We start from the raw sequence: 15778 nt of genomic DNA on the forward strand, positions 1-15778 counted from the left end.
GGGTGGCTTCATAAGTAAATAGTTTGGCCGGCGTTTGTTTGGTTGCAATTGAGGAGTGGCGTCTAGTGCAGTTAAGGCATGTGGCGTCACTTTTTCCAGTTGCGCCTTTGTTTAACGATATGTCGTGGTTTTACAGCGACCGAGTAAGCGCCGGCAAGCCGGCGCCTCCTGGTGGGGTCAGAACTGATACTGGGCGCCGGCTCCGGCATACCAGGACCGCCCCGGTGCCGCTTCGTAATAGCGCCCGTTACTGTCGCCAACAATCACAGAGCCGACATATTGGCGGTCCAGCAGGTTATCCAGGCGCAAGGTCTGGTGAAAGGTCCAGTGTTCGACCTTCTGCTCAAACCGCGCGCGCCAGTTGAAGACGCTGTAGCCCGGCGCAGCACGCTCCTGGTTGGTGTCCTCGACATAGATCTTGCTGCGGTACATGCCTTCGACAGCAGTGCTTAGCCAATCCCTTGGTTTCCAGTTCAGCTCGGCAAACAGCAGGGTCTGCGGGACGCCGGGCAGGTAGTTGCCTTTGTCGATGGTTTTGCTGTTGTTGCTGAAGTCACTGTCGTAGGTAGCTTGCAGGCGGGTGTAGGCGAGGTTGGCGCTCCATTGTTCGCTCAGTTGGCTTTCGATGCCCAGTTCAAAGCCGCGGCGCAGGGTGCGGCCGGCGTTTTGGTAGCTGGTGCGCCCGCCATTGGACTGTGCGACTACCAACTCATCCTCGGTGGTGATCTGGAATACGGCAGCGTTGAGCCGCGTGCTGTTGTTCACCTGCGCCTTCAAACCCACTTCATATTGAGTGCTCTCTGAGGGCTTCAGGCCAAAGTTGAAACCTTCGATGGCACCCGGGGCATAGGCCATTTCTGCCTGGGTCGGCGTTTCAAAGCCCTTGCCGGCACTGACGTAGCCGTGCAGGTCAGGGGTGAAGGCGTACATCACGCTCATCGAGGGCGTGTTCTTCTGGTAGGTCTTGTTGCCGCTGGCATCGCCATTGCTCAGGAACTGGTCATCGACGTCCATCTCCATCGTGCTGTGGCGCAGCCCGGCTTGCAGGGTCCAGCGGTCAATGGCCCAGTTGGCCTGGATGTAGGGGTCGAGGCTGCGGGCGGTGTCAATTTCGTTGCGGCGCAGTTCGCCTTTCACGCCCAGGGTGTTGCCGCTGTAGTTCTGGTAGCCGTGGCGGCTGTCCTCGCTCTGGTCGAAGTCCAGGCCGGCGATGATCATCAGCTCGCCCGGTGCGCTGTCGATAGGCTGCATCCAGCGCACGCCACCGCCGTAGAACTTGCGGTCGAATTGCACCACGCCGCCGCCGCGTTCGTTGCTCGGAACACCCTTGGGAATCGACAGATACTGAATCACACTCCGCCGCCCCGTATAGGCATTGACCTGCAACGTCGCATCGCCCATGTACCGCTCGTAATTCATCCCCAATTGCTGGTGATCGATGCTCTTGCGCGTGTTGTACGTCAGGGCGTTGCTGCTGACCGAACGCGGGTCGGCCTTGTAGCCCGCCCAGGTCTGCCCCAGCGGATCCTGGGTGCCGTTCTGCTCCAGGCTGCTGTAGATCAGGGCCAGCTTGCTGTCGTCATCGGGCTCGACGTTGAGCTTGGCGAAGGTCTGGTCGCGGCGAGCGCTGCTGTGGTCGCGGTAGCCGTCGGTGTCCATGCGCGAGGCGTCGAGGACAAACCCGGCGCCCTGTACCGCGCCTTCGGCGCTGAGGTGGTTCTTGTTCAGGCCGTCGCTGCCGAACAGGGTTTCGGCGCCAATACGTGGTGCGCCCTCGCCATTGCGCGAGAACATCTGGATCACCCCGCCGGCGTTGCTGCCATACAGGGTGGCGGCTGGGCCGCGCAGTACTTCTATGCGCTCGGCGGTGTCGAGGTTGAACGTTGCCGCCTGGCCCTGGCCGTCCGGGGTGCTGGCGGGGATACCATCGGCAATCAGCTTGATCCCGCGTACGCCAAACGCCGAGCGCGCGCCAAAGCCACGGGACGAAATCTGCAAGTCCTGAGCGTAGTTCTGGCGGTTCTGCACCACCAGCCCCGGCACGCGGGACAGGGCCTCCGAGGCGTTGATGCCCAACTGGCCATCGCTGATCTGCTCACGGCTGATGCTGTCCACCGAGTAGGGCAGGTCGAAGCTGCGACTGGCGCTGCGCGAGCCTGTCACCACACTGGGGTCGAGGATCAGTGGGGCATCTTCTGCCTGAGCGGCTTGCGGCAAGCCCAGCAGGCTAGGGAGCAGCATCGCAATACAGGTGGGAACAACAACTTTCATGAGCAAGCCAACTTCCATGACGCGCAGCGCAGGCGCGGAAAAAAGGGCGCGAGTTTAACGATTCTGCGAGGCTTTTCCGAAGAATATTCCCGCACATTACCGGCATATTCGTCTTACGCAGTCTTGGGTTAGGCTGCCCCCTCATGCCAAAGAGGGTTGCCCGTGAATCCTACAAACATTCTGCTGTTTGCCGCCATTGTCCTTTCGACCACGGCCTGTGGCACCCTCGATACGGTGTTTCGCGAAGATGCGGTGGCCAGCCAGGGCCTCAAGAACCTGCGCAGCCATTGCGAGAGCGTGCCCCGTATCTACAGCGGCGTGGTGTACGACTTCTGCTCCCTCAATGGCGAACCCAACAGCAAAAAAAGCCTGGACGAGCAGCAGATCGGCCCGCTGCCCTGGATTGCCGTTGACCTGGTACTGTCAGGTGTTCTCGATACTTTGGTACTGCCCTACACCGTCTACCGACAGAACCGTGATGGCAGTATCGAGATCTTCCGCTGATACCGCTTGTTTCTCCGTGCCATTTGCCGCTAGAGGCGTTTTGCCGCTTTTAAGCTATAATCCCGCCCTTTAGCTTTTCTCGCCGAGGCGAGGAGCACACATTTTTCAGGCGCCAGCGCCTGCATGCAGACTAAAAGAGGCTAGACCCCAGTGGCATTGACGATTCTTGGCCTGTCCGGCGCCCTTAGCCATGATCCTTCCGCAGCGTTGTATATCGACGGCAAGCTGATCGCGGCCGCCGAAGAAGAGCGCTTCGTACGCGATAAACATGCAAAGAACCGCATGCCCTACGAATCGGCGAAGTTCTGTCTGGAGCAGGCCGGTATCAAACCTTCCGACGTTGATGTAGTGGCGATCCCGTTTGCCCCGATCAGCTTGTTCGGCGAGGCCCGCTGGCACTATGCCAAGCGTTACTGGTATGCACCGGACCGCGCACTCGATGCGATCCTGATGGGCAACCGTCGCTACAAGCGCTACCGCAACAAGATTGTCTGGTGCCTGGAGCAACTGGGCTTTGATCCGAAGAAGATCAAGATCGAGCCGGTCGAGCACCACCTGGCCCACGCTTCCAGCGCTTATCACTGTTCGGGCTTCCAGGAGAAGACCGCGATCCTGGGGATCGATGGTAAGGGCGAGTACGCCACGACCTTCTTTGGCTATGGCGAGAACGGCAAGATCCACAAGATCAAGGAATTCTACGATCCGGACTCCCTCGGCGGCCTGTACGGCGCGATCACTGAGTTCCTCGGTTTCGAGATGCTTGATGGCGAGTTCAAGGTCATGGGCATGGCGCCGTATGGCGATGCCAGCAAGTACGACTTCTCGCGCCTGGCCTCCTTTGAAAACGGCGAGTTGGTGATCAATACCGACTACGCCAACGTCATTGGCCTGCGCCGCTATAAAGAGAAAGGCAAGGGCTTCTACTTCTCGCCAAAACTGATCGAGTGGCTGGGTCCCAAGCGCGAAGGCGATATCGCTGACGAGCCGTACATCCACTACGCAGCCAGCATGCAAGCGCTGTTCGAGAAGCTGGCGTTGCAGATGATCGACCATTACCTGGGCGATATCCTCAAGGAAACCGGCAAGCTGGCCTTCGCCGGCGGCTGCGCGCTGAACGTCAAATTGAACCAGAAGATCATTGCCCGCGACGACGTCAAGGAGCTGTTCGTGCAGCCAGCGTCCGGCGATGCCGGCACCGCGGTAGGTGCGGCGGCTTATGTGTCCCATGCCCGTGGTGTACCGGTAGAGAAGATGGAGCACGTCTATCTCGGCCCGTCCTACAGCAACGAGGAAGTGATTGCCGCGTGCGCCAAGCACCCGAGCAAGCCGAAGTGGCGCCAGATCGAGGACATGCCCAAGCGCATCGCCCAGATCATGGTCGACGGCAATCCGGTGGCCTGGTTCCAGGGCCGCATGGAGTTCGGTCCGCGTGCCTTGGGCGGACGTTCGATCATCGGTTGCCCGAGCGCCTTGGGCGTGGCTGACCGGATCAACCACCAGATCAAGTTCCGCGAGCGCTGGAGGCCTTTCTGCCCGTCGATGCTCGACACCGTGGCCCCACAGATGATCAAGGTCGATCACCCGGCCCCGTTCATGACCTTCACCTTTGAAGTGGCGGAAGAATGGAAAACCCGCGTGCCGGAAGTGGTCCATGAAGATGGTACCTCCCGCGCCCAGGTGCTCAAGCGCGAGTACAACCCGCGCTACTACGACATGATGAAAGAGCTGGAAGTGCTGACCGGCAACGGTGTGTCCCTGAACACCTCGCTCAACCGCCGTGGCGAAGCGATGATTTGCTCGCCGACCGACGCCCTGAACATGTTCTTCGGCTCGGACCTGCAGTACCTGATCATGGAAGACATCCTGGTCGTCAAAGATGGTGTGGAAGGGCAAGTCATTGACTGAAGCACTGATTGGCGTCGTCATCCCTGCCTATAACTATGCGCGCACCCTTGGGCGCGCGGTTGAGTCGGTGCTGGCGCAACTCGACGAAGCCGATGCGCAGTTGTTGGTGATTGATGACGGCTCTACCGATGAGACACCGCAGGTGCTCGAGGCGCTGTTGGCCAAGCACCCCGGGCGATTCCGCGCCCTGCGCAAGCCCAATGGCGGCCTGGCCTCGGTGCGCAATCGTGGGATTGAAGAGTCTGCGGGCCAGTACCTGATGTTCCTGGACGCCGATGATGAAATGGCCCCAGGCGCCCTGGCCCTGGTCGCGCAGCATATTGCCACCCATCCCGACAGTCGCTTGATCATCGGTGGTCACTGGTCGGTGTTCGAGGACGGCAAGCGCCGCCTGCATGCCGTCAAGCCGCTGCCTGCCACCCCATTCCAGCGGGTGCGCGGGTATTTGCTGGACAAAACCATCGCGATCTCCAATGGCGCCTGCGCCATGCACCGGGACATCTTCGCGGTGGGCAACTACCCCGAACGCATGCGCAACGCCGAGGATATCCCGGTGTTTGCCCAGGCCCTGGCGCGCGTGCCTTGCACGGTCATCGACCAGCCGCTGGCGCTGATCTACAAGCATGGGGACAGCTTGCGCCATGACATCAATCACAGTGTCGCGGCAGGCGTGAGCCTGGTGGACGAGGTGTTCTCGCCGGGGCGTATGCCGGCAGAGCTGCAAGGCTTGCGCCGTGCGTTTCTCGCACAGCGCTGCTTGTCTTTGTTTCGCAATTGCTTAAGTGCCGGGGAGTACACGCTTGCCAAGCAGTTTTACTGCCAGGCGGTGCGTACAGACTGGCGCGCCCTGACGCGCTGGTCGTACACACGCAAGGCGCTTCAGCTGCTGTTCAAGTAAGCGTTTTATAGCCTGTTACGCTACGCCGAGAATGACCAGTACAGCGCCCGGTTTGATTGCAATCACTGGGCGTCGGTTTTTTGCGGTGCAGTGGTTTTCTGGAACATATGTTTTCAAATCTTGTGCACACGATGTGACGCCAGGTTTTAAGGGGGGGGTGTGGTTGGTATAAGCAGCAAGTTGTGGGCTCGGGCTTTGAGCGTGGTCGTCGAGCATCCCGTTCGAGTGGCATTTTTTGGGAGCCTGCTGCTATCCCTGATCGCGGTACTGGGTGCCGCGACTGTAGGGCGTGATGCTGCGTTCTACCTGACCATTGCCCAGGACGTCCTAGACCATGGTCCGAAATCCGCCTTTGCGGTATTCAACTGGCCCTGGTTCTCCCTGCTCCTGGCGGGTACCCATTCGGTTTCAGCCCTGCCCATAGAACTGAGTGCTTACCTGTGGTGTTCACTGTTTGCAGCGGGCACCTGTGCGCTCTTGGTTGACTGCGTTCGCCAGCGCTCGGTGCAGGTTGCACCTTGGGCCTGCCTGGTGGTGCTGGCGATGCCGGCGTTCAACCAGTTTCGTGGCGAGATCCTGCGCGAGTTCGGCTTCTGGTTTTTCTGCATCCTGACGCTGTGGCTGGCCATGCGCTGGCAGGCCCGTGGTGGCTGGCTGCGGGCGGCAATCATTCATCTGGCGATTGTCGCGGCGGCAGCCTTCCGCCTGGAGGCGTTATTGCTGTTGCCGGCGCTGGGCCTGTGGCAGTTGCCTGGCCTGTGGGTTCGCGAGCGGCGTCTGGCGCTCCTGCAATTCATCGCGTTGCCGCTGCTGGGCGTGGTGGCGGGTATGGTGCTGGTCTCGGCCACGGGTGGTTTTTCATCGGGCCGCGTTGCCTACTATCTGGACTTGATCAATCCAAACAGTGTATTGGCGTCGTTTGATTTGCTGCGCGAGCAGTTCTCCCGATCGCTGATCAACAAGTACTCCCAGGATGAAACAGGGCGCATCATCTTTTTTGGCATCCTGGCGGCCATGGTCATCAGTTTTGTGAATATTTGCGGGCCCTTTGCCGTGCCTTTTTTACGGGGGCGCAACTGGCAGGCAATCAAGCTCTACTGGCATGAGTACCGGCCTTTTGCCTGGGCTGCGGTGTTGTACCTGTTGGTGTTGCTGCTGTTCTTTATTCAGCAGCAGTTCATGAACGTGCGTTACATGAGCTTCTTGAGCCTGCTGTTTGTACCGGCGCTGGCGCTGGCAATGCAGATGTTTGCCCAGCAGTTCCCGCGCCTGGGCAAGGCCCTGGTGGCGGTCTGCCTGTTGGTGATGTTGTCCAATGTGGTGTCCACCGGGCCCGGCAAGGTCCAGTACGTCGAGGCGGGGCGTTGGATGGCGGCGAACGTCGAGCCGGATGTCCCGGCGTATTTCGATGATGGCCGTATCAGCTATTACGCTGGTCGCGGTTATCAGCTCCAGCAATTGACCCGGGAAGTGGCCATGTCGCCGGCTTATGCGGATAAATTCCGCTACTTCCTGATCGAAGCCCGCGGCAACGAACCCTGGCTCACCGGTTGGCTGGCCGAGCGCAACCTGCGCATCGTCGAGCGCTTCGCCAATCGCCGAGGCGCCACGGTACTGGTCATCGGCCAGTGAGATCAGTCCAGTAGTTGCCGCAGGCGCTCAATCAGTGGCGCCTGTTGACTGCCCGCCGGCAAGGCCTGGCGATAGCCATTGAAGAAGGCTTGCCCGGCGTCATCGCCCAGTAGCCATTGCCGATCCTCGGCATAGCGCCGCAGGTGGCTGAAGTTGCGCCGCCGCTTGCTCTGGCTCAGCGGGGTGGCCTGGCAGCTCAGGTCGGCAATGTCGATCAAGCCCAGGGTGTTTTCCGGTGTCAGGACCACGTTGCCAAAGTGCAGCGAACGAAAGTACACGCCCTTCTCGTGCAATTGCGCAATGAAGCCGCCCAGGCGCCCACGCAGGGCGTCGGCGTCGGCCTTGGCGAGTTTCAACTGGCGGATGGTTTCCCCGGCCAGCGGGCTGTAATACACCGCATCCCGCGCAATGCTGGGGATGCGATACACCGCAATGATGCGCGGGCAGGGGATGTCCCGTTGCTGCAATGCGCGGGTGTTGTTGGCGAAGCGTTGTGCATAGGGGTAGAACAGCGCCGAACTGAGCAGGCGCTTGCGCCGGAACAGTTTGAGCATGCAACCATCGGTCAACCGGAGCACCTTGTCGCCAGAACCATCGGCTTCCAGCACCTGCGCGCCGGCGCGCAATGCCTCATAGGTGTTGTGATCGATTACTTGCATGCCTGACTCCCATCAATAGCCGGTCATCTTAACCGACTTGGCGCAAAGCTGGCCCATGCTCATGTTTTTTGGGGCGAAGAGGCCTGTGATATGATCCGCGCCTTACTGATTTGCGCGGATTCCCATGAGCAGTCCTGAACCGAAAACCCAGTCGACGCTGGCGATTTACTTCCGCCTCCTGACTTACGTACGGCCTTATGTGGGTCTGTTCATCCTGAGTATCGTCGGGTTCCTGATCTTCGCATCGACCCAGCCGATGCTCGCTTACATCCTCAAGTATTTCGTCGATGGCCTGGCGAACCCCGAGGCTAGCCTGTTCCCCGGCAACCCCTATCTTGGCAAGTTGCAGTTGCTGGAAACCGTGCCGCTGATGATCGTGCTGATCGCAGCCTGGCAGGGCGTGGGCTCGTTCCTCGGTAACTTCTTCCTGGCCCGGGTTTCCCTGGGGTTGGTCCACGACCTGCGCGTGGTGCTGTTCAACAAGCTGTTGGAGTTGCCCAACCGCTTTTTTGACAAGAACAACTCCGGCCACCTGATTTCCCGCATTACCTTCAACGTCACCATGGTCACCGGGGCTGCCACCGATGCGATCAAGGTGGTTATCCGTGAAGGCATGACCGTGATTTTCCTGTTTTGCACCCTGGTCTGGATGAACTGGAAACTGACCCTGGTGATGCTGGCGATCCTGCCGGTGATCGGCATGATGGTGAACAGCACCAGCCGTAAATTCCGCAAGCAGAGCAAGAAAATCCAGGTGTCCATGGGCGACGTGACCCATGTGGCCTCCGAGACGATCCACGGCTACCGTGTGGTCCGCAGCTTTGGCGGCGAGCAATATGAAAAGGTGCGCTTCGAGCAGGCGAGCCTGAGCAATACCGAGAAACAACTGGCGATGACCAAGACCGGCGCGGTGTACACGCCGATGCTGCAATTGGTGACCTACAGTGCGATGGCCGTGGTCATGTTCCTGGTCCTGTATTTGCGCGGCGATGCCTCGCCTGGCGACCTGGTGGCCTATATCACCATGGCTGGCCTGCTGCCCAAGCCGATTCGCCAGCTTTCCGAGGTCAGCTCGACCATCCAGAAGGGTGTGGCGGGCGCCGAGAGTATTTTCGAGCAGTTGGATGAGCCGGTAGAAGTCGACCAGGGCGTGATCGAGCATGAACGCCTGGCTGGGCGTATTGAAGTGCGCAACCTCAGCTTCCAATACCCGGAAAGCGACAAGAAGGTGCTCAACGACATCAGCTTTATCGTCGAGCCTGGGCAAATGGTCGCGCTGGTGGGGCGTTCGGGCAGCGGCAAGTCGACCCTGGCCGGCTTGATCCCTCGCTTCTACCAGCATGAGCAGGGGCAGATTCTGCTCGATGGCGTACGCGTGCAGGATTTCACCCTGCGCAACCTGCGCCGGCAAATCGCCTTGGTGACTCAGCAGGTCACCCTGTTCAACGACACCGTGACCAACAACATCGCCTATGGCGACCTGGCTGGCGCGCCCACCGATGCGGTACACCACGCCGCTCGCGAAGCGTATGCCGATGAGTTCATCGTGAAGATGCCCCAGGGCTATGAGACCCTGGTAGGCGAGAACGGCGTACTGCTGTCCGGCGGCCAGCGCCAGCGCATTGCAATTGCCCGGGCCTTGCTCAAGGATGCGCCGCTGCTGATTCTCGACGAAGCGACCTCGGCCCTGGATACCGAGTCCGAACGCCATATCCAGGCGGCCCTGGACCATGTGGTGAAGAACCGCACCACCCTGGTGATTGCCCACCGCTTGAGCACCATCGAGAAAGCCGACCTGATCCTGGTAATGGATGACGGCCAGATTGTCGAGCGCGGGACCCATGTCGAGTTGCTGGCGAAGAATGGCTACTACGCCCGCCTGCACGCCAAGGAGTTCGAAGAAGGCGACCCAGTGGCGCCCTCCCATGTGACGGATGCCTATTGAGGCGCCAGGGGCGCCGGGCTGCGATCGACCGCCAGGATTGAATCGGTCGATGCTTTTCCCTGTGCTAATATCGCGCCCCTGTTCATTTTGTATGTGGGTTGCTCCATGAAGTTGTCCATGCCGCGATTCGATCAAGCCCCTGTCTTGGTGGTCGGCGATGTCATGCTCGACCGTTACTGGCATGGCGGTACCTCACGGATTTCCCCTGAGGCACCGGTACCGGTAGTCAAGGTCGAGCAAATCGAAGACCGCCCAGGCGGCGCTGCCAACGTTGCCCTTAACATCGCCGCCCTCGGCGCCCCGGCCTCCCTGGTCGGCGTGACCGGCGACGATGAAGCCGCCGACAGCCTGACCAACAGCCTGCGCGGCGCTGGCGTGCGTGCCCTGTTCCAGCGCATCGCCCACCAGCCGACCATCGTCAAGCTGCGGGTCATGAGCCGTCACCAGCAGTTGCTGCGTATCGACTTTGAAGAACCCTTCGCCACCGACGCCCTGGCCCTCAGTGAGCAGGTCGACGAGCTGCTCGAAGGCATCAAGGTGCTGGTGCTGTCGGACTACGGCAAAGGCGCATTGAAAAACCACCAGATGCTGATCCAGGCCGCCAAGGCCCGTGGCATCCCGGTGCTGGCCGATCCCAAGGGCAAGGATTTCTCGGTCTACCGAGGCGCCAGCCTGATCACGCCGAACCTCAGCGAATTTGAAACCATCGTCGGCGGTTGCGTCGATGAGCACGACTTGGTGAGCAAAGGCGCAAGCCTGATGGCCGACCTCGACCTCGGCGCCTTGCTGGTGACCCGTGGCGAACACGGCATGACCCTGCTGCGTCCCGGTCACCCGGCCATGCACTTGCCGGCGCGTGCGCGGGAAGTGTTCGACGTCACGGGCGCCGGCGACACCGTGATCTCCACCCTGGCGGCAGCGATTGCGGCAGGGGAGGAGTTGCCCCATGCGGTAGCCCTGGCCAACCTGGCAGCGAGCATCGTGGTGGGCAAGCTGGGTACGGCGTCCATCAGTGCCCCGGAACTGCGTCGCGCGATCCAGCGCGAGGAAGGCTCGGAGCGTGGTGTGTTGAGCCTGGAGCAATTGCTGCTGGCGATTGACGATGCCCGTGCCCATAACGAGAGCATTGTCTTCACCAACGGCTGCTTCGATATCCTGCACGCCGGCCATGTGACCTACCTGGAGCAGGCTCGCGCCCAGGGTGATCGCCTGATCGTGGCGATCAACGATGATGCTTCGGTCAGCCGCCTGAAAGGCCCTGGCCGACCGATCAACAGCGTGGACCGGCGCATGGCGGTCCTGGCTGGATTGGGCGCGGTGGATTGGGTGATCAGCTTCTCCGAGGGCACTCCGGAAAACCTCCTGGCCCAGGTCAAGCCAGATGTGTTGGTCAAGGGTGGTGACTACTCGGTCGACCAGGTGGTCGGTGCCGATATCGTCAACGCCTATGGTGGCAAGGTCAAAGTCCTGGGGTTGGTGGAAAACAGCTCGACGACCGCGATTGTCGAAAAAATCCGCCAAACCAACGATGCCGCTCAATAGGTTTTACCGCTATGTCTGATGCTCTCGTACTGATTACCGGCGGTGCCGGCTTTATCGGTTCCAATCTGGTCGATGCACTGCTTGCCAAGGGCTATGCAGTGCGCGTGCTGGATAACCTGTCCACCGGCAAACGCAGCAACCTGGCGCTGGACAACCCGCGCCTGCAACTACTGGAAGGTGATGTGGCCGACGCTGCGCTGGTCGCTCGTGCGGCGGTGGGGGCGACAGCCGTAGTGCACCTGGCGGCAGTCGCGTCGGTGCAGGCGTCGGTGGATGATCCGGTCAGTACACACCAGAGCAACTTCGTGGGTAGCCTGAATGTCTGCGAGGCCATGCGCCAGGCCGGGGTCAAGCGCGTGGTGTTTGCCTCGAGCGCTGCGGTGTATGGCAACAACGGCGAAGGCGACTCTATCGACGAGCAAACCGCCAAGGCACCGTTGACGCCTTATGCATCGGACAAGCTGGCGAGCGAGCATTACTTTGACTTCTACCGTCGCCAGCATGGCCTGGAGCCGGTGATTTTCCGCTTCTTCAACATCTTTGGCCCGCGCCAGGATCCTTCATCGCCGTACTCCGGGGTGATCAGCATCTTCAGCGAGCGCGCGCAAAAAGGCCTGCCGATTGCCGTATTCGGCGACGGTGAGCAAACCCGGGACTTCATGTACGTCGGGGATCTGGTGGCGGTGCTGGTGCAAGCGGTGGAAATGGCCGAAGCGCCTCTGGGTGCGATCAATGTCGGCTGGAACCGCACCACCACGCTCAAGCAGTTGCTGCAGGCGCTGTCGGAAATCGTCGGCTCGTTGCCGGCTGTCAGCTACACAGAGCCGCGTTCAGGGGATATTCGGCACTCCAGGGCCAATAACCAGCGCCTGGCGGCGAGCTTCACGTTGCCTGAGGCGACGCCGCTGAAGACGGGCCTGGAGAAACTGCTGCACGGCTGAGCCCTTATTCTCTGTAGGAGCCGGCCTGGCTCCTACAGGGGAGGCGTCAGCGTCCTGCTTTTTTCGGCACCATCTTGCGCAAGATCTGCCTGGCCCGCCCGGTCAGCTGGCTCAACTTCGATTCCTTCTCCGGCGCGCTCAGGCCCTGTTGCCTGAGCCAGTCCTTCCAGCGGATCCGCTCATCGCGCACCAGCCAACCTTCCTGCTGGGCAAAACTTTCGGCCAGGTACAACCCGCGCGTGCTCGCTGGCACCAGTTGATCCTTTTTCAAGGTAAACAGCTCGGCGCAAGGCTGGCCGTCCTTCAGGGGCATCAGGTACAAGTCCGGGCGCTGGCGGTCCAGGCGCGCCACCAGTTGGTCGCCCTCCAGGCGTTCGTCCACATGGAACAGGCTCAAGGACTTGGCTTCCTTGGGCACTTCCAGGCGCAGGTCGTAGATCAATTGCAGTGAGGCCGTGGGCAGGTGCACATAGGCCCGGGGGCGTTCGATCAATTGCATGTTGGCGCAGCGCACCGGGCGGGCAGCGCCGGACAGCGGCGACAGGCGAAACGGCAACGCCTCGCGGTAATGCAGCGCGCTGGAGTAGGGCGCCGGCAGCCAGGTATCGTTGAAGCGCCCGCCCAGCCAGCCTTCCGGGGTTTCCAGCAGGCACTCCTCGGCGATTTCCTGGATGGCAGTGTGCAGTGGCAAGTTCAGTTCATGGGCCGGCACGTAGCCGGAAATCAGTTTGAGCACCACGTCGCCACGGTCCTGGCGACGCTGGCGCACCAGTACCCAGTAATCGCGGTTTTGCCAGTGCAGTGTCAGGCGCACCGACACCCCGAGGTTGGCCAGTTCCAGGGCGAAGCGCTCGGCATCCGCCACTTCCACCGGCTTGCGCCGCTGCAGAGTCTGGGCAAAGTTGAGCGGCATGCCCACGCTCTGGTAGCTCAGGCCTTCGGGGGTGGCTTCGACGTACAGCGGCAGAGTTTTAAAGTTACTGGGGTTTTTTCTTATGAGCGTTCGCGGCATGTCGGCTCCTTCTTGCGTCGGGGTCGGCCGCGTCGGCGGCATCAGGATTGGCGAATGATCTTGGCAGCGGTTGCCACATTATGGGCAAGGTGCAGCGGGTTGATGGTCCCGACAATAGCACTGGCCACGCCCGTTTGCGCAAACAACAAGATGAAACTGGCGTGAATTGGATCCACTCCCGGCTCAAGGCACGCATGCCCACTGGCCAGGGCCTTTTTCACCAGGATGCCTTTGCCGTGGGCGGCGGCATAATCAATCACGGCTTTTTCGTCTTGCTCGTTCAGATTGTAGGTGACCATGGCGCAATCACCTTGTTCCAGAGCCCTCACCCCGCCCTCGACGGTTTTGCCGGAAAAGCCGAAACCGCGAATCTTGCCCTCGGCCTTGAGGTCCGCCAGAGTCTGGTAGACCTCGCAGTTGTTGAGAATATGCAAGTCGTTGCCGTCGGAATGCACCAGCACCAGGTCGATAAAATCCGTTTCCAGGCGTTTCAGGCTGCGCTCCACGGACAGCCGGGTGTGGGCCGCGCTGAAGTCGTGACGGGACACGCCGTCGGCAAATTCTTCGCCGACCTTGCTGACAATCACCCAGTCCTGGCGCTGGCCACGCAGCAGCGGGCCCAGGCGTTCTTCGCTGTGACCATAGGCGGGGGCGGTGTCGATCAGGTTGATCCCCAGCTCGCGCGCCTGGCGCAGCAACATCCGCGCCTCCTCATCGTTGGGGATCTGGAAACCATTGGGGTACTTCACCCCCTGGTCGCGCCCCAGTTTCACGGTGCCCAGGCCCAGTGGCGACACCAGCAGGCCGGTGCTGCCCAGGGGGCGATGAAGGTCATGCAGGGTCGGCAGGCTCATGGCAACAATTGCTCCCAGGCGGGTTGGGCGATGGCGGGGCGAGGCAGTTGCGGCAATGGTTCGCTGGGTGTCGGCTGGATGCCGTCACGTTCCAGGGCGTTGAGCACCCGGTCGGCGAAGTCCGGCGCCAGGGCCAGCTTGGTTGGCCAGCCCACCAGCAGCCGGCCCTGTTCGGCGAGGAATGCGTTGTCCGGCCGGGTCAGGCCCGTTTGCAGGGGCTCGGCGCGATCCACCCGCAGGGTCGCCCACTGGGTCTGGCTCATGTCGATCCACGGCAGCAGTTGCGCCAGCTCCTTTTGCGCGGTGGCGATCTGCTCGGCGGGCGTGCGGTGCACGCCTTCGGTCTCGGCAATATCGCCGCCCATGTACCACACCCAATTGCCGTCAGCGGTCGGGTGCGTGGTGATGGTGATCCGTGGCTTGGTGCCCCCGCCCAGGCAGTGCGCGTACAGGGGTTTGAGGCCAGGGCCCTTGGCGATGATCATATGCAGCGGGCGCTTTTGCATGGCCGGCTGGCTCAGGCCCAGGGTGGTCAGCAGTTCGGCGGTGCCGCCGCCGGCGCTCAGCACGATGCGCTGGGCGCGAACCGCTCGGCCATCGACTTTCAGGCCAACCAGGATGCCACCCTCAAGCAGCGGCTCGATCTGTTGCCCGGCGAGCAGGCCGTCGCCGGCCAATTGCGCCAGGCGTTCGATCAGGCTCGGCACATCCACCACCAGTTCGGCCAGGCGATAGACCTTGCCCTTGAAGCGGCGGTCTTGCAGGGCCAGCGGCAAATCTTCGCCCTTGACCTGGTCGACGCGGCCGCGCACCGCCTTGCTGGCGAAGAAGCTGGTGAGGTTGCCGGCCAGGGTGCCTGGCGACCACAGGTAATGGGCCTGCGACAGCAGGCGCACGCCCGTCAGGTCCAGCTCGCCGGTGCCGGCCAGCGCCTCGCGCCAGCGTCGTGGCATATCGGCAATAGCTTCAGAGGCGCCGGTCAGGGCACCGTGCAAGGCGTATTTCGCACCACCGTGAATGATCCCCTGGGACTTCACGCTCTGCCCGCCACCCAGGGTCGCGTTCTCCACCACAATCGTGGAAAACCCCTGGCTACGCAGGCGCGCATTGAGCCAGAGGCCGGCAACCCCGGCGCCGACAATCAGGACGTCGGTGGAAATAACGGATGGCATGGGGCGACCTCAGTGTTCAGAACAAGAGGCCAAGTATACAGACTCGACGGCGGGATCTTTGCTCAGGATCAACAACTGTAGGAGGTCAGTGGCCTGCCGTTTTCGAAAACAACTGAATCACCACCACCCCGAGCACAATCAAGCCCATCCCGAGCATCGCCGGCAGATCGAGCTTCTGCCCATAGATAAACAGCGCCGCGATGCTGACCATGACAATGCCCATCCCGGCCCATACCGCATAGGCCACGCCCACCGGGACGGTGCGCACCACCAGAGTCAGCATCCAGAAAGCCACGCCATAACCCACGATCACCAACAGTAGGGGAATCGGCGTGCTCCAGCCCTTGATTGCTTTCATGGAAACGGTAGCGATCACCTCCGAGCAGATGGCGATAGCCAGGTAGTAGTAGGCGACGTTCATGGGGCAATCCTCGGGATGGGCT

At 61.3% G+C, this 15778-nt stretch carries 13 protein-coding genes; 7 read left to right on the top strand and 6 right to left on the bottom strand.

Going from position 1 to position 15778, the window contains the following annotated elements; genetic code table 11:
- Positions 1-177: 177 nt before the first annotated feature.
- Positions 178-2271 (bottom strand): TonB-dependent receptor, encoded by a 2094-nt coding sequence (locus GDV60_RS03160; protein WP_169888585.1) that lies wholly within the window; start codon positions 2269-2271, stop codon positions 178-180.
- 162 nt (positions 2272-2433) lie between these two features.
- On the opposite strand from GDV60_RS03160, the gene GDV60_RS03165 reads away from it, so the two are divergent.
- The 4 genes from GDV60_RS03165 (at position 2434) to GDV60_RS03180 (ending at position 7210) form a co-directional block, all read left to right on the top strand.
- A complete protein-coding gene (locus GDV60_RS03165) occupies positions 2434-2775 on the top strand; it encodes a YceK/YidQ family lipoprotein (RefSeq protein WP_159906271.1) in 342 nt (113 codons plus the stop codon).
- A 150-nt stretch (positions 2776-2925) separates the two neighbouring features.
- A complete protein-coding gene (locus tag GDV60_RS03170; protein ID WP_159906273.1) occupies positions 2926-4680 on the top strand; it encodes a carbamoyltransferase in 1755 nt (584 codons plus the stop codon).
- Positions 4673-5578, top strand: coding sequence for a glycosyltransferase family A protein (locus GDV60_RS03175; protein WP_159906275.1), 906 nt, complete (start codon positions 4673-4675; stop codon positions 5576-5578). Before GDV60_RS03170 ends, GDV60_RS03175 begins: the two co-directional genes overlap by 8 nt.
- Positions 5579-5803: 225 nt before the next feature.
- Entirely contained in the window at positions 5804-7210 is a 1407-nt protein-coding gene (locus GDV60_RS03180; protein WP_256679354.1) for a hypothetical protein, read from the top strand.
- 2 nt (positions 7211-7212) lie between these two features.
- On the opposite strand, the gene GDV60_RS03185 is transcribed toward GDV60_RS03180, so the two are convergent.
- On the bottom strand, positions 7213-7869 hold the full coding sequence (locus tag GDV60_RS03185) for a phosphotransferase (protein ID WP_104911449.1): 657 nt from the start codon (positions 7867-7869) through the stop codon (positions 7213-7215).
- A 124-nt stretch (positions 7870-7993) separates the two neighbouring features.
- Here GDV60_RS03185 and msbA point away from each other — a divergent pair, with 124 nt between their 5' ends.
- The 3 genes from msbA (at position 7994) to GDV60_RS03200 (ending at position 12297) form a co-directional block, all read left to right on the top strand.
- The gene (gene msbA, locus GDV60_RS03190) at positions 7994-9814 is read left to right on the top strand and encodes a lipid A export permease/ATP-binding protein MsbA (RefSeq protein ID WP_029299179.1); all 1821 of its coding nucleotides are present in this window, start codon (positions 7994-7996) and stop codon (positions 9812-9814) included.
- A gap of 105 nt (positions 9815-9919) precedes the next feature.
- Positions 9920-11356 carry a bifunctional D-glycero-beta-D-manno-heptose-7-phosphate kinase/D-glycero-beta-D-manno-heptose 1-phosphate adenylyltransferase HldE gene (gene hldE / locus GDV60_RS03195; protein WP_029299178.1) on the top strand — a complete coding sequence of 479 codons (1437 nt, stop codon included), beginning with the start codon at positions 9920-9922 and terminating at the stop codon, positions 11354-11356.
- Between the two features lie 11 nt (positions 11357-11367).
- Positions 11368-12297: an NAD-dependent epimerase/dehydratase family protein gene (locus GDV60_RS03200; RefSeq protein WP_029299177.1), complete on the top strand. Its 930-nt coding sequence runs from the start codon at positions 11368-11370 to the stop codon at positions 12295-12297.
- A 46-nt stretch (positions 12298-12343) separates the two neighbouring features.
- On the opposite strand, the gene GDV60_RS03205 is transcribed toward GDV60_RS03200, so the two are convergent.
- The 4 genes from GDV60_RS03205 to GDV60_RS03220 form a co-directional block, all read right to left on the bottom strand.
- Positions 12344-13309: a hypothetical protein gene (locus tag GDV60_RS03205; protein WP_029299175.1), complete on the bottom strand. Its 966-nt coding sequence runs from the start codon at positions 13307-13309 to the stop codon at positions 12344-12346.
- A gap of 41 nt (positions 13310-13350) precedes the next feature.
- Positions 13351-14163, bottom strand: a complete 813-nt coding sequence (locus tag GDV60_RS03210; RefSeq protein WP_159906279.1) for an aldo/keto reductase — start codon at positions 14161-14163, stop codon at positions 13351-13353.
- Entirely contained in the window at positions 14160-15335 is a 1176-nt protein-coding gene (locus tag GDV60_RS03215) for an FAD-binding oxidoreductase (protein WP_159906281.1), read from the bottom strand. The genes GDV60_RS03210 and GDV60_RS03215 overlap by 4 nt, the downstream gene beginning before the upstream one ends.
- 85 nt (positions 15336-15420) lie before the next feature.
- On the bottom strand, positions 15421-15756 hold the full coding sequence (locus tag GDV60_RS03220; RefSeq protein WP_029299169.1) for a multidrug efflux SMR transporter: 336 nt from the start codon (positions 15754-15756) through the stop codon (positions 15421-15423).
- Between the last annotated feature and the right edge of the window lie 22 nt (positions 15757-15778).

Origin of the sequence: Pseudomonas sp. DTU12.1 (assembly GCF_009873475.1) — a bacterium.
GTDB lineage: Bacteria > Pseudomonadota > Gammaproteobacteria > Pseudomonadales > Pseudomonadaceae > Aquipseudomonas > Aquipseudomonas proteolytica.